The following is a 21152-nucleotide window of genomic DNA, read 5'->3' as shown; positions in this document are numbered from 1 at the left end:
ATTTGAATATCTACTATAAGTAAGTTAAAAACATGCCGCAATCAAAATTTATTTGGGCCCTTTTGGGGGTCGTGTTCTTTATTTCTAGCTGTATTAAAGACGAGGCGAAAAACATGGAAGCTGATATCACACAAGTCTCCATCGCCGATAGTTTGATTAATGTCAAACCTATCATCAACAACAGAAACGTTGTTATCTATGTCAAACCCGGGAAAGTGGATTTGAAAGAATTCGCCCTTGATTTTGACTTAACGCCTGGAGCAACTTCGGTTCCTGCCTCAGGTTCGGTCCAAGATTTTTCTGCCCCTGTATTTTATGAGGTCACTTCTGAAGATGGACAGTACAAAAAACAATATTCCGTGACTTTATTGGAGTCCTCCGTTCCTGAAATGTTTGATTTCGAACTGTTCAAACATGACGAGAAGAAAAACTGGATCTATTTCTATGAAGAGGTAGAGGGCGTTCAGCAAGAGCTATGGGCTTCCGGAAACTCGGGCTTTGCCTTGACAGCCGGTTCTAATCCTACCGAAAAAGCTTATCCAACCCAAGCTACCGATGATCCAAAATTGGTGAAATCAGGAAAATATGCAGCTTACCTGGAGACTAAATCCACTGGTTTCTTAGGTTCTTTGGTGAAGAAGCCTATTGCGGCTGGTAATCTGTTCATTGGTTCTATGTTTACCAAAAGTATCATAGACATCCAAACACGTTTTGGCCTCCCATTCAATAAAATCCCTGTTTCCATGACCGGTTATTATAAATATGAACCCGGTAAAAAGGTAATCGATATGAATGGTAAAGAAGTCAATGTTACGGATGAATGTGACATCTATGCTGTATTATTTGATCGCGTTGCGTTGATGCAAGCTACAGCAAACGATAAAGAGGATGCAGGAAGAACCTGGCTGAACGACAAAGATGTGTTGAATAGCCCGCATATCATAGCCCTTGCTCAATTGAAGGAAACTTCTGCAACAAAAGGAGATGGCTTAGTGAAGTTCGATCTGCCATTTGTATTCAAGAAAGAATATAGCCAGTTAGATGCCGACGCGTACCGTTATAGCATTGCCGTAGTGCTTTCTTCCAGCAAGAATGGAGCAATATTCCAAGGTGCTATTGGAAGTAAGTTAATTGTAGATGAAGTGAAAATCAACGTAAGATAATGAGATTAATTAAAATCGAGATAAAATACGCTCTTTTGAGTGTATTTGGTTTGTTTTTTGCCTTGAACCTAAACGCACAGGCTTTAGAACAAGGGAAATTTAGAGTAGATGCTGAAGTAGGGACTAAGATCGGTGGAGCTTCTCCGTTGGGATTGCCCGTAGAAATTCGCAAGATCAATGGTTTCAAACCAGCTTTGCCTTTTTTCGTAGGGGTTAAAGTGGCCTATGGCATCGATGACAAATGGGGCGTTCGCTCAGGACTGATCTTTGAAGGTAAAGGGATGAAGACTGAAGCCTCGGTAAAAGGATATAAAACATCTTTTAATGCTGATGAAGATCCGTCACAAAATGTTAGGGGCTATTATTACGGTGATATCACCACCAATGTAGAGAATCTTTACTTTACCATTCCTGTCATGGCGACCTATCAATTAAATCCAAGCTGGAGCCTTCAGGCCGGACCTTATGTTTCCATGGCTGTACAACGTAAATTCTACGGTATGGCAACAGATGGCTATATCCGGGATGAAGAACCAACAGGAGAAAAGGTAGGGATCGTAGATGCCGCTTATGATTTCAAAAGCCAGATCAGAAAAGTAGATGTTGGAATGAGCGTAGCAGGAAAATATGACTTCGCAAAACGCTACTATGCTACTGCCCAATTTGATTACGGTTTCAATAGCATCATGAAAACTGGCTTTGAAAGCATCAGTTTCAATATGCACAATATCTTTATGAATATTGGTGTAGGTGTGAGGGTTTTTTAGAAGAGATTAATAGATATGAGATATGAGATTTGAGATAGAAAACGGTCAACTCTTTTTAGGTATGACCATTTCTAATATCTCAATACTCATATCTCAATACTCATATCTTTCCTTACATTTTAAGCCCAATCTCTCTCAATCGTTCATCCAAATATTCGCCGGCGGTATAATCTTCGTAAGCTTTTGGATGTTCTGCATCGATACATGAATCCAATGAAGCCAAGCTCATGCTTGATTTAGGATGCAAGAAGAAAGGAACCGAATATCTTGATGTCTTCATCAGTTCTCTAGGAGGGTTTACGACACGGTGGGTAGTCGATTTTAATTTGTTGTTGGTCAATCTTTGCAACATATCACCCACATTTACAACAATGTCCTCACCTTTAGCCTTGATAGCAAACCATTCTCCATCTTTGGTCAACACCTCTAATCCATCTGCGCTAGCACCGATCAATAAGGTAATCAGGTTGATGTCCTCATGAGCTCCTGCACGCACAGCGTCCGCTGGAATAGCATCAGGGTTTTCGATTGGGAAGTAATGGATGGCACGTAAAATAGAGTTACCATTGATCACGAATTTTTCAAAGTAATCTTCAGGTAGTTCCAAATAAGTTGCAATGGCTTTTAGCAAATTACGGCCAGCATCCTCCAGTTTTTTATAGATTTCTGCTGTTACAGCATTGAATCTAGGTAGTTCGTTCACCTCTGGGTTATCTGGAAAATCCACTTTCGAATATTCCTCACCTACGATGGTCTGTCCTCTTTGCCAAAATTCCTTCAAGTCTGGCGTTTTAGAGTCCTTCGCTTTTTCCTTCCCTTTGGAAGTATATCCACGCTGTCCTGCCAGTTCAGGGAATTCATATTTGTCCTTGATTTCCGAAGGTTGGTCAAAGAATTCCTTGACCACTTTATATAGCTCATCGATCAGTTCGTGTGAAAGGCCATGGTTGGCGATGGTGACGAATCCCGTTTCGTTGAATGCCTTGCCAATATCCGCCACAAATTGTTCGCGTTGTTCAGCACTGCCCTCAGTATAGTGCGTCAAGTCTAATCTTGGAATATTTACTAATGCCATGTCTGTTTTGTTTGATGCAAAGTTAATGTAATAATAATATTGAAGAGTAAAAAGTGTTTATAACCTATTTTGTAATATTTGTAATACCTTGAGTTACAGTTTTTAAAAGTTATCAACATTTCTCATTTTTAGTTCCAGATTCCCGAATATGAATTTTAATAATCTATTTGTGTCAAGTATTTATTAAAAAATCACAAAACAGTTTGATTTATCAATTGTAAAATTTAAATTTGTTATGCTTGCATAATAAATGTTAGAAAACCCGAATATGAGCCAAGACAATACCATCGACTATTTTTTAAAGACGGCATGGCAAACAGTTGCCAACAAGTACAATGTAATCGCCTCTCAGCATGGTTTTACTCAAGCTGCTGGATATATATTGATCAATATCCATAAGGAAGGTACGCCAGTGTCTCAGATCGCAAATTCTACCGGTGTCAAGACCACCTCCTTATCTCGCGTACTAAACAATTTGGAGTCTCTGGGCTTTATCTATAGAGAGACCAGTGATACCGACAAACGTTCTGTAAAGGTATACCTCACAGAGCTGGGACAAGAGAAGAGGAAGGTAGCCAAGGACGTAGTTCGGGAGTTCAACGAACATTTAAACACTTCTTTCTCCGAAAAGGAAAAAGCTACCCTTGTCAAGTTTTTAAAGAAAATAAATGAAGTAGCCACAAACTACTCTCCAGTAATACAAATTGAACCATAGGAAATTAGAAAATATACGTGATATGAATAGAAATATTAAAAAAGTAGCTGTATTGGGATCCGGAGTAATGGGTTCTCGAATTGCTTGCCACTTTGCTAATATAGGTTTAGAGGTATTGCTTTTGGACATTGTTCCTAAAGAGCTGTTGCCAGCAGAAGAAGCAAAAGGCTTAACATTGGAAAGCCCTGCTGTCCGTAATCGTATTGTGAACCAATCTTTGGATACGGCAATCAAGTCAAACCCTGCACCTTTATATAGCAAATCCTTTGCTACGCGTATTTCAACAGGAAACTTTGATGATGATATGAGCAAGATCGCTCAGGCAGATTGGGTAATCGAGGTAGTTGTTGAGCGTTTGGATATCAAAAAATCAGTTTTTGATAAAGTAGAGCAGTTCCGCAAACCAGGGACATTGATTACAACAAATACTTCTGGTATTCCGATCCATCTGATGGAAGAAGGCCGTTCTCAAGACTTCAAAGAGAACTTCTGTGGTACCCACTTCTTCAATCCGCCACGCTATCTCCCTTTATTGGAAATTATCCCTACAAAGGATACCAAAAAAGAAGTTGTAGACTTCCTGGTAGCTTATGGAGATAAAATGCTAGGTAAAACTGTAGTGTTATGTAAAGATACTCCAGCCTTTATCGGCAATAGAATTGGCGTTTACTCCATGTTGGCCGTAACACACCTTATCGAAAAATTAGGACTTACCGTTGAGGAAGTCGATAAATATACCGGGCCTGCTATGGGGCACCCTAAGTCGGCAACTTTCCGTACTGCGGATGTTGTTGGCTTGGATACCCTAGTGAATGTAGCCAAAGGGCTGGAACAGAATGCACCTAACGATGAAGCGAAAGGAGTTTTTATACTCCCTGAGTTTATCAGCAAAATGGTGGAAAATAAATGGTTGGGCGAAAAGACCAAAAAAGGTTTCTATGAAAAGGTAAAAGATGACAAAGGCAATTCTGAAATCCTTTCCCTTAACTTGAAGGACCTGACCTATGGTCCACAGCAAAAAGTAAAGTCTTCCACATTGGAAGCGACTAAACCCGTTGAAGATATCCGTAAGCGCATGAAAGTTTACGAGCAGGGTACAGACAAGGCCGCAGAGCTTTTCAGAGCGATGCATTATCCTTTGTTTGAATATGTTTCTAACCGCGTGCCTGAAATCACGGATGATTTCTTCCGTATCGATGATGCCATGCGTGCCGGATTCGGATGGGAAATCGGTCCGTTTGAGGTATGGGATGCACTCGGCGTAAAAGAAACCCTAGAAAAGATCAAAAAAGAAGAAAAACGTCTTCCTGGACAATCTGGCGAAGTTGCCCAATGGGTAAAAGATATGCTGGATGCAGGATTTGATAGTTTCTATAAAGTAGAAAATGGAGTCCGTCATTATTATGACATCGCTTCTAAATCCTACAAACCGATCCCTGGAACAGAAGAGTTGATCGTATTAGACCACATCCGTGAGGCTAAGACCATTTGGAAAAACTCTGGCGTTTCCATCATCGACCTAGGCGATGGAATCATCAACTGTGAATTCCATACCAAAATGAACACTATCGGTGGCGATGTCATCCAAGGCTTGAACAAAGCAATTGACCTGGCGGAAAAAGAATACCGCGGATTGGTCATTTCCAATGATGGCAAGAACTTCTCTGCTGGTGCCAATATCGGTATGATCTTTATGATGGCGGTTGAGCAGGATTACGATGAGTTGAACATGGCCGTTAAGATGTTTCAAGATACTTCAATGCGTTTGAGATACTCCGCAATTCCAGTAGTTGCAGCACCATTTCAACTAGCATTGGGTGGTGGATGTGAATTCTCGATGCATGCCGACTTTGTTCAGCTACATGCCGAAACGTACATGGGCTTGGTTGAGTTTGGTGTTGGCGTGATCCCAGGTGGCGGTGGTTCCAAGGAATTTGCCTTAAGAGCATCTGATGATTACCGTCCGGATCAAATCGATCAGAATTTCATGAAAGATCGCTTCTTGACCATCGGCCAAGCAAAAGTATCTACCTCTGCAGTGGAAGCCTTTGAGTTAGGCTATCTACAGGAAGGTAAATATGCCATCACGATGAACCGTGCACGCCTGTTAGCCGATGCCAAAGCCAAAGCGCTGGAATTAGCAAACGCAGGCTATGTTCAACCAGCACACCGCAAGAACATCAAAGTACTAGGAAATCAAGGTCTCGGAATCGTATATGTTGGTGCATCCTCAATGGAAGCAGGACACTACATCTCCGAACACGACAAACTGATTTCCGAAAAACTAGGCTGGGTGATGTGTGGCGGAGATCTATCCGCACCAACCGAAGTCGACGAGCAATACCTTCTAGACATGGAACGCAAAGCCTTCTTAGAGCTCTGCGCAACCCGCAAAACCCTAGAAAGAATCCAAGCGATGTTGACGACGGGAAAGCCACTTAGAAATTAGTATTTAGTATTAAGTATTTAGTATTTAGACAAGGCCGAGATACTTAATTTAAGGTTAACAAATTGATAAAATGTCGTTTATCCTTATTTAAAGAAATGTTGAATACCTTTTTTTAGTACTAATACTTAATACTAAGAAATGCATAATTATAAAGAATTGAAGCTCTGGGTGAAGGCGATTGAATTGGTTTCAGATGTTTATAAAATAACTTCTGATTTTCCAGATAGAGAGAAATATAACTTAGTGAATCAAATTCAACGGGCAGCAATTTCAATTCCTTCAAATATTGCTGAAGGAGCAGGAAGAAATTCCAATAAGTCATTTGTTCAATTTTTGGCAATAGCCCATGGTTCGACTTATGAATTGGAAACACAGTTAATAATATCAAAAAATTTAGGTTATTTATTAGATATCGATTTAGACAGATTAATTAACAAACTATATGAAGTCCAAAAAATGAGTTTTGTTCTTCAGAGGAAATTGAAGCAGCTCTAGGTCTAACTACTAAATACTAACTACTAAATACTAAAACATGGAAGCATACATTGTAGCAGGATTTCGTACAGCAGTTGGGAAAGCTCCTAGAGGGGGATTTCGATTTATGCGTGCGGATGATTTGGCGGCGGATGTAATTAAGCATTTAATGGCATCGGTTCCAAATGTAAATAAAGAAGATATTGACGATGTAATCGTTGGAAATGCAATGCCGGAGGCGGAGCAAGGTCTTAATATTGGGCGTTTTATCTCCCTGATGGGATTGGATACCGATAAGGTTCCTGGGTTGACGGTAAACCGTTATTGTGCCTCTGGATTGGAAACCATTGCTACGGCAGTGGCGAAGATCAAAACCGGAATGGCGGATATGATCATTGCCGGTGGGGTAGAGGTGATGTCGGGAATGCCATTTGGTGGCTGGAAGATCGTACCGAACGCCGTGGTCGCTAAGGAACATCCGGATTGGTACTGGGGAATGGGACTTACGGCGGAAGCAGTTGCCACAGATTATAAGGTGTCAAGGGAAGATCAAGATAAATTTGCCCTGAAGTCAAATGAAAAAGCTGTTGCCGCGATCAAAGCCGGTAAGTTTAAAGATGAAATCGTTCCGATCAAGGTGAAAGACAACTTTGTGAAGGACGGCAAGATCACTACAAAAGAATATGTGGTTGATACAGATGAAGGTCCACGCGCTGACACCTCTTTGGAGGCTTTGGCTAAGTTAAGACCGGTGTTTGACGCCAAAGGATCCGTGACTGCGGGTAACTCCTCTCAGACTTCGGATGGTGCAGCCTTTGTACTGGTGGTTTCTGAGAAGAAAATGAAGGAATTGAACCTGACGCCGATCGCTAAACTGGTATCGTTTGCCGTTGCTGGTGTGCCACCGCGTATCATGGGTATTGGGCCCATCTATGCAATTCCAAAGGCATTGAAACAGGCTGGTTTGAAACAAGAGGATATTGACCTTTTTGAATTGAACGAAGCATTCGCTTCTCAATCGCTGGCCGTAATCCGTGAACTGGGATTGGATGAAGAAAAGGTGAATGTTAATGGTGGAGCTATTGCATTGGGTCACCCACTGGGATGTACCGGAGCTAAATTGACCGTTCAGGTGCTGCATGAGCTGAAACGCAGAGGCAAGAAATATGGTATGGTTACCATGTGTGTGGGTACAGGACAAGGAGCTGCAGGTATTTTTGAACTACTGTAGACAAAATAAACTAACAAAATATAAAACAGAAGAAGGTGCTTGTTCACTTATTCTAAATCAAAAAGAATATCATGAGCGAAGAAGTAAAAAATAAAGCAATCAAAGGTGGTGAGTTTGTCATTCGTGAAACTCCGTACACTGATATTTTCATTCCTGAAGAGTTTGATGAGGAAGCGAAAATGATCCGTCAAACCTGTATTGATTTCTTGGATACAGAGGTTCTCAATAAATTGGAAAGAATCGATGCCCAAGAAGAAGGATTGATGCAGAGCCTAATGGACAAATCTGGAGAACTGGGTATGTTGGGCGTATCGATTCCAGAGCAATACGGTGGTTTCGGTAAGAATTTCAATACGTCCATGTTAGTGGCTGATGCTGTTGGAGGAGGTTTCTCCTTTGCCGTGGCCTTATCTGCCCATACAGGGATCGGAACCTTACCAATCCTGTATTACGGGAATGATGCGCAGAAAGATAAATATATCCCTAAGCTGGCAACAGGTGAGTGGAAAGCTGCTTATTGTTTGACAGAACCTAACTCAGGTTCCGATGCAAACTCTGGCCGTACCTCAGCGAAGTTGAATGCTGAAGGAACCCATTACTTGATCAATGGACAAAAGATGTGGATCACCAATGGTGGATTCGCAGATGTATTCATCGTTTTTGCCAAGATTGATGATGATAAAAACTTAACGGCATTTATCGTAGAAAAGGATTTCGGTGGTATCACCATGAATCCTGAAGAGCATAAATTGGGTATCAAGGGGTCTTCAACCCGTCAGATCTTCTTCAATGACTGTCCTGTTCCAGTAGAGAACATGCTTTCTGATAGAGAGAACGGATTCAAGATTGCGGTGAATATCCTAAACATTGGTCGTATCAAGCTTGGAGCAGCCACCATCGGTTCTTCACGTGCCGTATTGACCACTGCGATCAATTATGCCAATGAACGTGTACAGTTCAACTTGCCAATTTCAAAATTCGGTGCCATCCGTTATAAATTGGCAGAAATGGCTACCCGTCTATTCGCGAATGAATCGGCTGCATACCGTGCCGGACAGAATATCGATGATGCCTATGAAGCATTGATCGCATCTGGAATGGACGAAGCAAAAGCAAAATTAAAATCTGTTGAGCTGTTTGCCATTGAATGTGCGATCATCAAGGTATGGTGTTCAGAGATGTTGGATTATGTGGTGGACGAAGGTGTTCAGATCTATGGAGGTATGGGTTATTCCGCTGAAGCTCCTATGGAAAGAGCTTACCGCGACTCCCGTATCAACAGAATCTTTGAAGGTACGAACGAAGTCAATAGACTATTGGTGGTGGATATGTTGTTGAAGCGCGCGATGAAAGGTGAGTTAGACTTAATGGGACCTGCTCAAGCTGTGGCAGGAGAACTGATGTCTATTCCTGACTTTGGTCCTGAAGATGAAACTCCTTTTGCTGCAGAAAAGAAAATCGTTGCCAACTTGAAGAAAGCGGGATTAATGATTGCTGGTGCTGCGGTTCAAAAACTGATGATGTCCTTGTCCAAAGAACAAGAAATCCTGATGAATATTGCTGATATTATCGGCTATGTATATGTTGCAGAATCGGTATTGTTGCGTGCAGAAAAACTGCAGCATACGCAACCGGGAGAGCATGCAGACTATGCAGCTGATATGGCTAAAGTATATCTATATGGAGCGATTGACAAAGTCAATGCTGCCGGTAAAGAAGCGTTAAATTCCTTTGCAGAAGGGGATGAGCTGAACATGATGTTGGTAGGTCTTCGTCGCTTTACAAAAGCACAACCGTTCAATGTCAAAGAAGCTCGCCAGAGAATTGCGAAGAAATTGATTGAAGAAAATAAATACTGTTTCTAAGTATTAAAGGTTGATTATGATTAAAGCCCCAGCATTGGGGCTTTTTCTTTTTTATAGCCCCTCATTTTAGCAATTCACATTGCTTTATCTTAACTTTAAGATTCATACCGATGATTTGAAAAGTTACGATGCCATCATTATAGGATCCGGACCCAATGGACTTGCTGCCGCCATCACCCTACAAAGACAAGGGTTAAGCACCTTGCTTGTAGAAGGTGCCGATACAGTAGGAGGCGGGATGCGAACCAAAGAACTTACCCTTCCAGGTTTCAAGCACGATGTATGTTCGGCAATCCATCCCATGGCTCTTGGATCACCTTTTATGCGCTCATTGCCGCTAGAGGATTTCGGCTTGGCTTTCAAAATCGCGGATTTTCAGGTTTCCCAACCCTTAGACTCTGGTCGAGCCGTCGTATTACATCAGGACATGAAGCTGATGCAGCAGGAGCTAGGGCAAGATTATAATGCTTATCAGGCACTATTGTCACCATTTGTCAAAAATTGGGACTCCCTTTCGAAAGATCTTCTCGGACCTTTAAGGTTTCCTAACAATCCATTGTTGATGGCCAAGTTCGGTTTATCAGGATTGCGCAGTGCGCACGCCATTGCCGATCGATTCCAGACCGTTGAGGCTAAAGCCTTATGGTCGGGATTGGTGGCCCATGGCATCTTACCCTTCAATAAATTGAGTACAGCAGCGATTGGGATGGTGTTAGGGACGTTGGGGCATCAAGTCGGCTGGCCAATTCCAGTCGGTGGATCCCAAGCAATTGCTGATTCCATGTTGGCTTATTATGAATCACTGGGAGGAGAACTGCAGCTCAATTTTTGGCTCGAAGATGTACGTGATCTACCAAAACATAAGGTGCTGATCCTTGACCTCACACCACTGCAGATATTAAAGATTAAAGGCTTAGATCTTCTGGAGGGCTATAGGAAGCAATTGGAAGCCTATCGTTATGGCATGGGGGTCTTTAAAATGGATTGGGCATTATCAGATCCTACTCCCTTTAGTGATGGTAGAAGCCAGTTTGCCGCTACGGTACATATTGGGAATACCTTTGCAGAAATTGCAAAAAACGAATTGGATACCTATAATGGCAAATTAGTGGACAGGCCATTTGTCTTATTCGCGCAGCCAAGCAAATTTGATCCGACCCGGTCACCGGAAGGAAAACATACAGCTTGGGCATACTGTCATGTCCCCCATGGTTCTTTTGCAGACCGCAGTGAAGCTATCGAGAATCAGATTGAAAGGTTTGCTCCGGGTTTTAGGGATACCGTTCTGGCAAGGTCATCTATGAATACCGGGCAGCTGGAACAATACAATCCAAATTACATCGGTGGAGATATCAATGCTGGTCAGATGGATATTATGCAGCTGTTCACTAGGCCAACCAAATCCTTGACACCTTACCGCACTTCCAATCCCAATGTTTATATCGGTTCTTCTTCAACGCCACCTGCAGGTGGTGTTCACGGGATGTGTGGGTACCATGCTGCTCGAATTGCATTGAAGGACCATTACCACATCAAAATAAAAATTTAATTATGGCAAAGATCGTATTGGCGGGAGGCACCGGGAATTTAGGCAATTTATTGATCAGTATGTTTAGAGAACAGGACCATGAAATCATCGTGCTGAGTCGGAAGCGTATGGTCAAGCACCATCCAAAGCTAGACTTTGTATATTGGGATGGCGAAAACCTTGATTCCTGGCAGAAAGAACTGGAAGGTGCCGATGTGCTAATCAACCTCTGTGGACTTTCCATCAATAGAAGATTTACCAAGAAAAACAAAGCGTTGCTCCGCAGCTCGAGGTTGGGTCCAACCAGGTTGTTAGGTGAAGCGATATCCCAATTGGAAAATCCGGTAAAACTCTGGATCAACTTTTCGGGCGTTTCCATTTTCAATGGCGGCACATCTCTAAAAGATGAAACTTCAAAGGAATATTCCAATGATTTCCTAGGTTCCTTGGCGCAGGATTGGGAAAAAACCTTCTTAGCTGCCCATACGCCAAATACAGAAAAACTGATCTTGAGGATGAGTCCCATCCTGACCAAGAAGTCAGGTATGTTTGCTGAGCTATACCCATTGGCAAAGATGGGCTTGGCTGGACAGGTAGGAGATGGAAAGCAAATGATTGCTTGGATTCATGAAGCCGATTTTGTGGGAATGATCGATTGGATCATCAAATCAGACCATCGAGCCGATATTTACCATGCCTGCAGTCCTAATCCGGTAAGCAATGCCGAGTTTATGCAAAAATTAAGGCATGCATCAGGCGTTTCGTTTGGTTTGCCCCTGCCAACCTTCATGGCCAAGATGGGAGCATTCGTAAAAGGAGTGGACTCTTCACTCCTGTTGGAAAGCGTTCCGGTAACAACTTTATTAACTTTAAAAAATGGCTTTCAGTTTAATTTTCCCTATCTTCAGCCCGCATTTGATCAATTAATTAAATCATCAACTTAAACATTTTATGTCTGCCAAAACATTTGAACTCTCTGAGGATTGGGTAGTTGTTATCTTGGGATTCGGAATCATTGGGCTTGCCCTGCTTGGTTTCGTAGTACCTGTTCCATCTTTCGGCTGGTCAAACTCTACTGAACTCACTTCAAAAGTACTTTCTGGATCCAATTTAGGAGCAATGGGCCTGCAATTCATCTTAGTCTACGTAACGGCTATCTTAGGAGCCCTCTTGCTCAAGAAAAGCCTCAAGGCATTGCTGATAGTATTTCCGATTATCTATGTCCTGACCCTTTTTGCCTTGGTATTGGCTGGAAATTCAGGTGTTAAGAGTTTCAATCTAGAGGCAGTGATATTCAGTTTGGCTATCGGCTTGATCATCAGCAACTTCTTCAAGTTGCCCGATTGGTTCAAAGCAGCCCTGAATACCGAGATGTATGTCAAGATCGGATTGGTTCTTTTGGGTACAACGGTCATATTTGGCGATATCTTAAAAGCGGGTTCATTAGGCCTTATCCAGGCTCTGGTTGTAGTCGTGTCCGTTTGGTACTTTGCATTCTGGATCTGTAAGAAATTCAAGATCGATAAAGAAATGTCCCTGATGCTTTCCAGTGCAGTTTCGATCTGTGGGGTATCCGCTGCGATCGCAACTTCGGGAGCAATCGAAGGTGACAATAAAAAACTATCTTATATCATCTCATTGGTGTTGGTGACTGCCGTGCCGATGATGATCTTTATGCCTTATCTAGCTGAACTTATGGGGCTATCCCAAGAGGTTACGGGTGCATGGTTAGGTGGTAGTATCGATACGAGTGGAGCAGTTGCCGCTTCTGGAACCCTAGTGGGTGAGGAGGCGCTAAAGATCAGTACCATCGTGAAATTCTCGCAGAATGTACTTTTGGGTATTGCGGCATTCTTCATCAGTATCTACTGGACCTATTCCAAATCTGTAGATGATAAAACCAAAAGGGAAAAACCAACCTTGAAATTGATCTGGGAGAGGTTCCCGAAATTTGTGGTCGGCTTTGTATTTGTTTCCCTGATGTTCTCCTTTGTGGTTTCACCCGAAACCACAGCATCCATCAAAGATAGTTTAAAGAGTGTTCAAGGACTTTGGTTTGCCATTGCTTTTACCTCTATCGGTCTGGAAACAAACTTTAAGGATCTGTTTAAACAGGACAATAAGAAACCTCTGTATGCTTTCTTGATTGCTCAAACTTTCAATATCATTGTAACCCTGGTCTTAGCCATCGCTTTGTTTGGTTAGTCCTTGAAATCCACAATATACAAGCCTCAATCATCGTGATTTGAGGCTTTTTTATTTCTGTTTATCCATGGGAATATTTAAAATAATTTGTGCAAATTCAGGTCTGAAATCATCATATACATGAAGAGAAAATAGCATGGACGAAAAACAGTTGTTGCAATACTATAAAGAAACAGGCAGTTTGGATGCGCTAGGCAAGCTATATGCTCCATACATGTCCTTGTTATATGGTGTTTGCTATAAGTATCTTCAGGATGCCGAGCAAAGCCAAGACGCGGTCATGCAGATTTTCGATGAGCTAATAAATAAGTTGCGCGTGTATGAGGTGGATAATTTCAAGAGTTGGGTTTATGTATATGCGTGCAATTTTTGCTTAATGCAGCTAAGGAAAAACAAGCAGATTACGAAGGTTGACATCGAGGAAAACCTCTATGAATCGGAGAAGATGCTTAACGATGATGATGAAAAGAAATGGGGGGAGCAAGACTTTGAAAAATTGGAATCCTGTATCGCGGGCCTGAACCAAGAACAGGAGCTTTGCATCCGAATGTTTTATCTGGAACAGAAATGTTATAAAGATATCGCCGAACAGACGGGACATGATATAGCCAAAGTAAAGAGCTATATACAGAACGGCAGGCGGAATCTTAAAATTTGTATGGAGAAAAAGTAATGGAAAATAATTATCAATTAACGCGGATTCACAATTACGTCATGGGACTCATGAGTAAGGAAGAGATGTACGAGATGGAACGTGAAGCCTTGAACGATCCTTTTTTACAGGATGCTATCGATGGATACAAACTCCAACAAGGGGTAGATTCCCATCAGTTGAGCATTTTGCAGCAACGATTGGCCAAGAAAATCGAAGCCAAAGCGGAGGATAAAAAGAGAAGATTCTATAACTGGCAAAGGTTGACGGTTGGGATGGCTGCTGCGGTTTTATTCTTGGTGGCGTCCTCACTGATCCTATTTAAATATATCACCCATCAGAAAACAGAACGGAATAATGAAGTTATTTTGATGGAACATGAGATGCATGTGCAGTCTATGCTTATGGAAAATGCCGATGCAGTACCAATTGGAGGCTGGGAAAAATTCAATGAAGAACTGAATTCCGAATTAAGGGACATTCATGACAGGGGGAATGTGCAGGTAACTTTCGATCTAACCGATGGGAAACCTCAAAATATCCGAGTGACCTCCTCTAGCAATAAAAATTTAGATGCGATTATCTCGACGTTTATTGAACAAAAAGTAAGATGGACTGGAGAAAATGGGGGCGTGGCAATAGCGGTTGAATAATATAGTAATGGGTATAAGTAAAAGGTCAAGGATATTTTCCTTGACCTTTTTTATTGCTTATTCTTCCCAACGGATCTTATCCTCGATCGGGCTTCTAACCGGCTCTCTCGGTTCTGATTCATGGTGTCCCATGTAGAAAAATCCGATACAACGTTGATTTTCCTTCAGGTTCAAGAATGGACCGATATGATTGATCAATCCAGGAGTAGCCCAATATCCACCGATACCGATAGATGCTGCTGCCAACCACATATTCTCTACTGCACAAGCCGTAGCAGCTAATTCTTCCCATTCAGGAAGGTCACCAGAATAATCGACGATAATAGCTAAAGCAGCCTTAGATTGGGTCGCTTTTTTGGCCATATTCTGTTCAGTAGCCTCTGTATATTTTTCAGCTGGCGTTACCGACTTGTAGATTCTTGCTAATTCATCACCCAAACGGATCAAACCTTCGTTGCGGAAGACCACAAATCTCCAAGGTTGTGTGCGTTTATGCGTAGGAGCTGCATTTGCCGCTTCCAAAATAGTCAATAATTCCTCGCGGGTAACCTCTTGATCTGTATAGTTCGCCTGGAATACCGCTCTTCTGTACTCTATGTTCTTTAATACTTCGTTCTGTAGCATATGGTCTAAATTTCTAGTTTTATTGTTTTTATTATGAAAGTTCTTCCCAAAGGGCTGCGATGTGTAAGATGGTCAATACGGCCTTTTGCATGTCCTGGATGGATACCCATTCCTGCTTGCCATGGAAGGCATGACCACCAGCAAAGATATTAGGACAAGGCAGTCCCATAAAGGATAACCTAGACCCATCTGTACCACCACGGATACTTCTTTTTTCTACCTTCATTCCTGCGCGTTCGATCCCCATCATGGCGATCTCTACCACTTTCGTATCCTTATCCAATACCTCTTTCATGTTGCGGTATTGCTCGCTAACTTGAAATGAATAGCTTGCTCCTGGATATTTGGACAATACTTCCTTAACGATTGCTTCCAATTCAGCCTCGTGTTCCGCTAATTTTTTGGTGTCGTGGTCACGGATGATAAAGTTCAAGGTCGCCTCCTCTACTGTACCTTCCATATTGGTCGGATGTACAAACCCTTGCTTAGCATGGGTTGTTTCTGGAGATAAACGATCCTTAGGAAGGCTATCTACAATGTCTGCAGCAACCTTGATCGCATTGATCATTTTTCCTTTTGCATAACCAGGGTGAATGGAAATTCCATCAATCTTGATCTTCACGCCATCAGCAGAGAAGGTTTCATCTTCCAAGGTTCCTGCTCTTTCCCCATCCATGGTGTAGGCATATTCAGCACCCAATTTCTTCAAATCAACATGGTCTACTCCACGTCCGATTTCTTCATCAGGGGTAAATAAAATCTTGATATCGCCATGCTTAATTTCAGGGTTGCTCATCAAGATGCGGGCAGCATCCATAATTTCTGCCACTCCAGCTTTATCATCGGCACCTAACAGGGTTTTTCCACTGGCAGTTACGATATCATTTCCGATTTGTTCCTTCAGATCAGGGTGATCGGCCATGCGGATCACGATTTTTTCATCATCGGGAAGAACAAGGTCTTGACCTTGGTAATTCTGGTGGACCAAAGGCTTAACATTGGTTCCGGAAGAATCTGGAGAAGTGTCTACATGTGAACAGAAACAGATAACAGGCACCTGTTTGTCGGTGTTCGAAGGGATAGTGGCATAAACATAGCCTAAATCATCCAAATGAGCGTCTTCAATGCCCATAGCTTTTAATTCTTCGACCAATATCCTGCTTAAGTCTTTCTGTTTTTCTGTAGAAGGTACTGTACTTGATTGCGCGTCAGATTGGGTGTCAACCTGAACATATTTGATAAAATTTTCAGCAACCTGAAAATCATGAATCTGATTAATTTCCATTTAACAAAACTACAAATTTATTACCCTCTTAACTAAAATCACTGCCATTAAATCGTAATATATGGCTGTATGCATGCGAGCTTACTTTTCTAAAATTTTAAATTTTCTTTAGAGATCATTTTGACCTTATTCGAGACACATTCGGAATTTTCGCAATATGCCTCGAATAATGGTAAAAGGAGTCTCGAAGGGATGTTCCTGAAAAATTTTAAAGATATCCTTTCCAGTGTCAACCTGAGAAGTAAAAATTTGCGCAGAATTTATTGGAAGGTTATGACAGCAAGTTGGTAATGAAAATAAATTAGCTCTTTTATTTTTTTAAATATAGAACCCCTTTTTGGGTTCCATTATTTTAGCTGCCATGGCACGTTAGCCTGGAAGTCGCGCAAAAACGATGTTCGATTAATCGAACATCGTTTTTGCATTAGCCCTTTATTGTTTACCATCCATGCTAAAATAATTCTGCCCTTCTAGGGCAGTTTGTCGCAAAGAAGAGATTTTTTTGGAAAACAAATATGTTCCTTAATGGCTAGAAACACATTTCTATTAAACTTATCATTGGTAGGCAGGAAGGTTCTCGGAACCATACAAATAATCGCATTGGCGTACAGTTCCTGTAACGAAGGTACAGGATGACAAAGTCTTTAAGAGAAGAACCGTACAGATTCTTCACTAATCATTCAGAATCAAAATGCGCTAAAGAGGTATTCAGAGCGAAGCGAAGAATCTATTGTTTTTAATTTTTGGAATGTTGTCATCGTGAGCACCGCGAACGATCTATTTTATTTCTTCAAGAAGCATTATTGAAAATTATTTCACCAACGCTATGGGTTCACCATTTCAAACATCCTAATTCTACAAAGATGTCACCCCCGGCTCGGGGTTTTTAATAAGATATACAGAAAAAACAAAACAGGTAGAATACTCATTCTACCTGTTTTGTTTTTTCTTCGCTACGAAAAGGAGCAAAAAAGAGTCTCAAATCTCATATCTCCCATCTCATATCTCCCTTATTGCTTATCCACCCATCCAAATACCTTGTCCAAGATACCAGAGTTTCTGGCCCCGCCAATGTTTTTACGGATTTTTAGCTCTTGGTCAGCAACCTTGACGAACAGGCCATCGATAGCTCTTTGGGTTACATAGGCAGTCAGGTCCGTTTCGATCTTGTTGCCTAATGGTAGGTTATTGTAAGCGCTGGTCAATTGATTCCAGTATGTTGAAACATTGTTTTTACCCATTGCAGATTGAATGATGGGGCTAAACTTGGTTGTCAATTCAGAGGAAGTTGTTTTTTTGAAATAATTGGTAGCAGCATCTTGTTGTCCGCTCAATAGGATATTGAAAGCATCGTTGACTGTCATTTTAGACAGAGAATTTACAAATACCGTTGAAGCTTCTTTCACAGCTGATTCTGCTGCATGGTTCATGCTGGCGATAAACTGATCACATAATTTATTCATCCCTACCGCGCGCAATGCAGATTCAACTTTCCTTGCTTCCTCCGGCATCAAGATCTTTACTGCGGCATCCCCTAGGAAACCATTTTTTACAGATAGTGTCTGTATACTTTGTTGCAGACCATTGTTCAAGGCTTGTTTGATACCTGTAGTGGCTTCTGCTTGGGTAATCGTTCCAGTAGTTTGACCGCTTTCAGAACTGCCCGTGTTGGGGTTTGTAGAACCTGTTCCTTGTGGTGGAAGGGTAATTCCTGCTTGGTTCAAGGTTTCACAGCCACTGATAAAAAGGCTGGCACTAAATAGGCCAAGTAGGGTTATGCTTTTGAAATGTTTCATGATTCAAAAATAGCTAATTCATAAGTAGAATGTTATAACAATTATGAGATGAATATGTTGTATCGGCCCGAAATATTGTGTAATTGTATCCGGTAACGCCTGCCGTTTGGTCTTATATCCTTTAAAAAGAGAAGAACTGAAAACAAAAAGGGCTCCTCAGTTTAGTGAAGAGCCCTTTTCTTGCTCAATATTTTTTATTTCCAGTTCAATTCTGCGATGACAGGGAAGTGATCTGAAGGGAATTTACCCATATAGGTATCGGTCAAGATACCATATTTACGCACTTTAAATGGTTTTGTGATAAAGATATGGTCAATTCTTGCTTTCTCTTGGATGTTCTTGCCCCAAGCATTGAAGGATGAATTTGGTTCGTATTTAATCTTAGCCAAATCGTAGACGTCTTGCACAACACCGCTTTTTGCAAGGGTGAAATATGCTTCATTGGTCTCATCGATATTGAAATCCCCAGTTAAGATCAATGGAAGGTCTTTTGCAAACTCCTTCGCTTTGGCAAGGATCAATTTAGCACTTTCTCTACGTGCTTCAATCCCAACGTGATCAAAATGCGTATTCATAAAGATGAATTTCTTGCCATTTGATTTGTCCTTGAAAATACCCCAAGTACAGATTCTAGGTAAGGCAGCATCCCATCCTTTGTTAGGTTTTTCCGTATCGGTAGGGGATAACCAGAATGTTCCACTTTTACTCACCTCGAAACGTTTTGTATCATAGAAAATGGAGGAATGTTCACCTTTATCAGCACCATCATCACGACCTACACCGATGTATTTGAAGTCAGGCAAATCAGCCGACATATCATTCAACTGTTCTTTAAATGCTTCCTGAACACCGAAGATTTCAAATTCATGGAATTTGATCAGGTCAGTCAGGTGCGAATAACGGTCTTTCCACAGGTTGCCTACATCACTGTCGGTTTTCATCCTGATATTGAAAGTGGCAACATTCATTTTCTGTGCATAGGAGAGTCCCATGCATAGCACTAGGCTTAGGCTGATTAATAGTTTTTTCATCTTATTTGTTCAATAATGTTTTTAATAGTTCAGGTTCATCTGTCGTGATAAAATCAATTTTTTGATCAATAAAGAATTTCATGTCCTCTTCTTTATTCACGGTCCAAGCATTGGTTTTCAATTTCAGTGCCTTGAATTCCTTGATCAAGTTCGGGTTCTTTTGGAAGATGCTGAAGTGGTAATCTACCCCAGTTAATTTAGCTGCTTTTACCTCTGCTGGAGATTTGTCGCCATTTAAGTAGTGAACCTTGATCTTTTTGTCAAGTTCTCTGAATTTCAGGCATGCATCCCAATCAAAGGCAATGAATTCCACCATTTTTTCAGCTTTAAGTTTTTTGACAAGGGCCAATGAAAGTTCCACGTTTTTCATGGTTCTTTCTTTACCAAGCTTACTTGTTTTCAATTCATAGATCAATTTAGTTCCCTTTTGTTTCAAACCTGCTTTTAAGTATTCTTCAACAGTTGGGAGGGACTCGCCATTATCGTGTTTTTTCGCCAATAACTCTTGATAAGTAAGGTCTTCGATTTCTAGGCCATGGAAATCATGGTCATGATTTACCACCAATACATCATCTTTAGTAAGGTGCACATCAAATTCACTTCCCCATGCTCCTTGAGAGATTGCAGCATCTAGGGATGCAATTGAATTTTGAGGAACTTTGCTGTTTTTCCATGCTCCGCGGTGAGCGATAATGGAAGTCTGTGCAAATAATCCTACATGGATAATCATGGTCATAGCTACTAAAAATACCTGTTTTTTCATTTTATTTTATTCTAATTATTTTAAATATATAATGTTGGCAACAGAACGCTGGCCTTCATGGTCAAATTTCTTGTTGTCCGATGGGTAATTGACGATGGAATTGCTGCCTTCTCCCTTGATGTACAGGGTGCTGCTGCCGCCGCCATCTAGGTTCATCGCATCCTTTGCTCCAATCCACTTCAATACTTGGCTCAATTCCTTTAGGTTCATTCCATTGGCCATATTGCTTCTACCGTCAACAACCATTAAGATCAATTTATGTTTTGAACTGATGGCAATAGCCGTGCGAGGATGGCGGTTGTCGTTGAATGCATTCTTTGCGAGTTCTGCATATTGCCCTTCAACCAATAGGAGAGGTCCGGCAACCATAATGGATGGAGCTTTGGACTCTTCTACGTTTTGTTTTGTGTTTTCTTGGATCCTCAGTTTCTTCTTAGATATGCTAAAAACAGCATTTGCCCGAGCATTGGGTTTAACTTTGGACTGACTCAGTATTTGGTTGTTCAGTTTGAGATAGTCGACCGAACCGCCGTTTTTCATGTCAAAGAAAGAGGCATTGATGGCGACTAATGCTTGGTTTTGTTCCGCAAAGCTAGAGGTTGGTATTAATTTGGAAGGTTCTGCGGCAATATGTATGTTTTTGTGGTATTTGTGCAGGTCGATTTCTACCCAATTGATTTCTTGGACCGCATTGAATAGGTTTTCAAAATGGCCTTGATACCAAATGATGCCTTTTTTGATTTCTTTCTTATTCCAGTTTGCATGGGTAATTTGAACGGAGTCTTGTTCTTGGCTGAAGACTAGGTTAGGAAATAAGAATAGGCAGAATACAGTAATATGAATTAGCTGTCTGAATTTCATTCGGAGCATGTTTTT

Annotated in this window: 19 protein-coding genes; 12 read left to right on the top strand and 7 right to left on the bottom strand. The window is 41.4% G+C overall.

The features are described from left to right. Positions 1-32: 32 nt before the first annotated feature. Complete coding sequence (locus tag NMK93_RS16845; RefSeq protein ID WP_254529061.1) at positions 33-1163, top strand: PCMD domain-containing protein; 1131 nt, start codon at positions 33-35, stop codon at positions 1161-1163. Continuing rightward, positions 1163-1930: a porin family protein gene (locus NMK93_RS16840; protein ID WP_254529062.1), complete on the top strand. Its 768-nt coding sequence runs from the start codon at positions 1163-1165 to the stop codon at positions 1928-1930. Before NMK93_RS16845 ends, NMK93_RS16840 begins: the two co-directional genes overlap by 1 nt. Before the next feature lie 112 nt (positions 1931-2042). Here NMK93_RS16840 and NMK93_RS16835 read toward each other — a convergent pair whose 3' ends face one another. Then, on the bottom strand, positions 2043-3005 hold the full coding sequence (locus tag NMK93_RS16835) for an isopenicillin N synthase family oxygenase (RefSeq protein WP_185213958.1): 963 nt from the start codon (positions 3003-3005) through the stop codon (positions 2043-2045). Positions 3006-3273: 268 nt separating this feature from the next. Between NMK93_RS16835 and NMK93_RS16830 the strand changes: the two genes are divergently transcribed. From NMK93_RS16830 to NMK93_RS16785, 10 genes are all read left to right on the top strand, one after another. Next, positions 3274-3720 (top strand): MarR family winged helix-turn-helix transcriptional regulator, encoded by a 447-nt coding sequence (locus NMK93_RS16830; RefSeq protein WP_185213959.1) that lies wholly within the window; start codon positions 3274-3276, stop codon positions 3718-3720. A 22-nt stretch (positions 3721-3742) separates the two neighbouring features. Then, positions 3743-6169 carry a 3-hydroxyacyl-CoA dehydrogenase/enoyl-CoA hydratase family protein gene (locus NMK93_RS16825; protein ID WP_185213960.1) on the top strand — a complete coding sequence of 809 codons (2427 nt, stop codon included), beginning with the start codon at positions 3743-3745 and terminating at the stop codon, positions 6167-6169. A 138-nt stretch (positions 6170-6307) separates the two neighbouring features. After that, positions 6308-6664, top strand: coding sequence for a four helix bundle protein (locus NMK93_RS16820; protein ID WP_254529064.1), 357 nt, complete (start codon positions 6308-6310; stop codon positions 6662-6664). A 37-nt stretch (positions 6665-6701) separates the two neighbouring features. After that, entirely contained in the window at positions 6702-7874 is a 1173-nt protein-coding gene (locus tag NMK93_RS16815) for an acetyl-CoA C-acyltransferase (RefSeq protein ID WP_185213962.1), read from the top strand. 71 nt (positions 7875-7945) lie between these two features. Further along, complete coding sequence (locus NMK93_RS16810) at positions 7946-9739, top strand: acyl-CoA dehydrogenase family protein (RefSeq protein ID WP_254529066.1); 1794 nt, start codon at positions 7946-7948, stop codon at positions 9737-9739. A 115-nt stretch (positions 9740-9854) separates the two neighbouring features. Continuing rightward, a complete protein-coding gene (locus NMK93_RS16805) occupies positions 9855-11288 on the top strand; it encodes an NAD(P)/FAD-dependent oxidoreductase (RefSeq protein WP_254529068.1) in 1434 nt (477 codons plus the stop codon). A gap of 2 nt (positions 11289-11290) precedes the next feature. Beyond that, complete coding sequence (locus NMK93_RS16800) at positions 11291-12211, top strand: TIGR01777 family oxidoreductase (protein WP_254529070.1); 921 nt, start codon at positions 11291-11293, stop codon at positions 12209-12211. Between the two features lie 7 nt (positions 12212-12218). Further along, positions 12219-13472, top strand: a complete 1254-nt coding sequence (locus NMK93_RS16795; RefSeq protein WP_185213966.1) for a YeiH family protein — start codon at positions 12219-12221, stop codon at positions 13470-13472. Positions 13473-13608: 136 nt separating this feature from the next. Next, positions 13609-14145, top strand: coding sequence for an RNA polymerase sigma factor (locus tag NMK93_RS16790; protein WP_254529072.1), 537 nt, complete (start codon positions 13609-13611; stop codon positions 14143-14145). 50 nt (positions 14146-14195) lie between these two features. Then, positions 14196-14777, top strand: a complete 582-nt coding sequence (locus NMK93_RS16785) for an energy transducer TonB (protein WP_254529074.1) — start codon at positions 14196-14198, stop codon at positions 14775-14777. A gap of 57 nt (positions 14778-14834) precedes the next feature. Here NMK93_RS16785 and NMK93_RS16780 read toward each other — a convergent pair whose 3' ends face one another. The 6 genes from NMK93_RS16780 to NMK93_RS16755 all read right to left on the bottom strand — a co-directional run bounded on the left by NMK93_RS16780 (position 14835) and on the right by NMK93_RS16755 (position 21137). Then, positions 14835-15401 (bottom strand): nitroreductase, encoded by a 567-nt coding sequence (locus NMK93_RS16780; RefSeq protein WP_185213969.1) that lies wholly within the window; start codon positions 15399-15401, stop codon positions 14835-14837. 31 nt (positions 15402-15432) lie between these two features. Further along, the gene (gene pepT, locus NMK93_RS16775; protein ID WP_254529076.1) at positions 15433-16686 is read right to left on the bottom strand and encodes a peptidase T; all 1254 of its coding nucleotides are present in this window, start codon (positions 16684-16686) and stop codon (positions 15433-15435) included. A 1010-nt stretch (positions 16687-17696) separates the two neighbouring features. Continuing rightward, complete coding sequence (locus NMK93_RS16770) at positions 17697-18482, bottom strand: DUF4197 domain-containing protein (RefSeq protein WP_254529077.1); 786 nt, start codon at positions 18480-18482, stop codon at positions 17697-17699. Between the two features lie 194 nt (positions 18483-18676). Next, on the bottom strand, positions 18677-19513 hold the full coding sequence (locus NMK93_RS16765) for an endonuclease/exonuclease/phosphatase family protein (protein WP_185217317.1): 837 nt from the start codon (positions 19511-19513) through the stop codon (positions 18677-18679). Position 19514: 1 nt separating this feature from the next. Further along, positions 19515-20276 carry a glycerophosphodiester phosphodiesterase family protein gene (locus tag NMK93_RS16760; RefSeq protein ID WP_093101494.1) on the bottom strand — a complete coding sequence of 254 codons (762 nt, stop codon included), beginning with the start codon at positions 20274-20276 and terminating at the stop codon, positions 19515-19517. A 15-nt stretch (positions 20277-20291) separates the two neighbouring features. Beyond that, positions 20292-21137 carry a phosphodiester glycosidase family protein gene (locus tag NMK93_RS16755; protein WP_254529078.1) on the bottom strand — a complete coding sequence of 282 codons (846 nt, stop codon included), beginning with the start codon at positions 21135-21137 and terminating at the stop codon, positions 20292-20294. Between the last annotated feature and the right edge of the window lie 15 nt (positions 21138-21152).

Origin of the sequence: Sphingobacterium sp. LZ7M1 (assembly GCF_024296865.1) — a bacterium.
In the GTDB taxonomy this organism is placed as follows: domain Bacteria; phylum Bacteroidota; class Bacteroidia; order Sphingobacteriales; family Sphingobacteriaceae; genus Sphingobacterium.
Note: the sequence above shows the minus strand (reverse complement) of the source record. Positions and strands in the feature narration are given on the sequence as shown.

Bases quoted from the DNA above. Each gene is read 5' to 3' on its own strand.
- NMK93_RS16845 (WP_254529061.1), top strand. From the start codon at position 33: ATGCCGCAATCAAAATTTATTTGGGCCCTTTTGGGGGTCGTGTTCTTT.
- NMK93_RS16840 (WP_254529062.1), top strand. From the start codon at position 1,163: ATGAGATTAATTAAAATCGAGATAAAATACGCTCTTTTGAGTGTATTT.
- NMK93_RS16835 (WP_185213958.1), bottom strand. From the start codon at position 3,005: ATGGCATTAGTAAATATTCCAAGATTAGACTTGACGCACTATACTGAG.
- NMK93_RS16830 (WP_185213959.1), top strand. From the start codon at position 3,274: ATGAGCCAAGACAATACCATCGACTATTTTTTAAAGACGGCATGGCAA.
- NMK93_RS16825 (WP_185213960.1), top strand. From the start codon at position 3,743: ATGAATAGAAATATTAAAAAAGTAGCTGTATTGGGATCCGGAGTAATG.
- NMK93_RS16820 (WP_254529064.1), top strand. From the start codon at position 6,308: ATGCATAATTATAAAGAATTGAAGCTCTGGGTGAAGGCGATTGAATTG.
- NMK93_RS16815 (WP_185213962.1), top strand. From the start codon at position 6,702: ATGGAAGCATACATTGTAGCAGGATTTCGTACAGCAGTTGGGAAAGCT.
- NMK93_RS16810 (WP_254529066.1), top strand. From the start codon at position 7,946: ATGAGCGAAGAAGTAAAAAATAAAGCAATCAAAGGTGGTGAGTTTGTC.
- NMK93_RS16800 (WP_254529070.1), top strand. From the start codon at position 11,291: ATGGCAAAGATCGTATTGGCGGGAGGCACCGGGAATTTAGGCAATTTA.
- NMK93_RS16795 (WP_185213966.1), top strand. From the start codon at position 12,219: ATGTCTGCCAAAACATTTGAACTCTCTGAGGATTGGGTAGTTGTTATC.
- NMK93_RS16790 (WP_254529072.1), top strand. From the start codon at position 13,609: ATGGACGAAAAACAGTTGTTGCAATACTATAAAGAAACAGGCAGTTTG.
- NMK93_RS16785 (WP_254529074.1), top strand. From the start codon at position 14,196: ATGAGTAAGGAAGAGATGTACGAGATGGAACGTGAAGCCTTGAACGAT.
- NMK93_RS16780 (WP_185213969.1), bottom strand. From the start codon at position 15,401: ATGCTACAGAACGAAGTATTAAAGAACATAGAGTACAGAAGAGCGGTA.
- pepT (WP_254529076.1), bottom strand. From the start codon at position 16,686: ATGGAAATTAATCAGATTCATGATTTTCAGGTTGCTGAAAATTTTATC.
- NMK93_RS16770 (WP_254529077.1), bottom strand. From the start codon at position 18,482: ATGAAACATTTCAAAAGCATAACCCTACTTGGCCTATTTAGTGCCAGC.
- NMK93_RS16765 (WP_185217317.1), bottom strand. From the start codon at position 19,513: ATGAAAAAACTATTAATCAGCCTAAGCCTAGTGCTATGCATGGGACTC.
- NMK93_RS16760 (WP_093101494.1), bottom strand. From the start codon at position 20,276: ATGAAAAAACAGGTATTTTTAGTAGCTATGACCATGATTATCCATGTA.
- NMK93_RS16755 (WP_254529078.1), bottom strand. From the start codon at position 21,137: ATGAAATTCAGACAGCTAATTCATATTACTGTATTCTGCCTATTCTTA.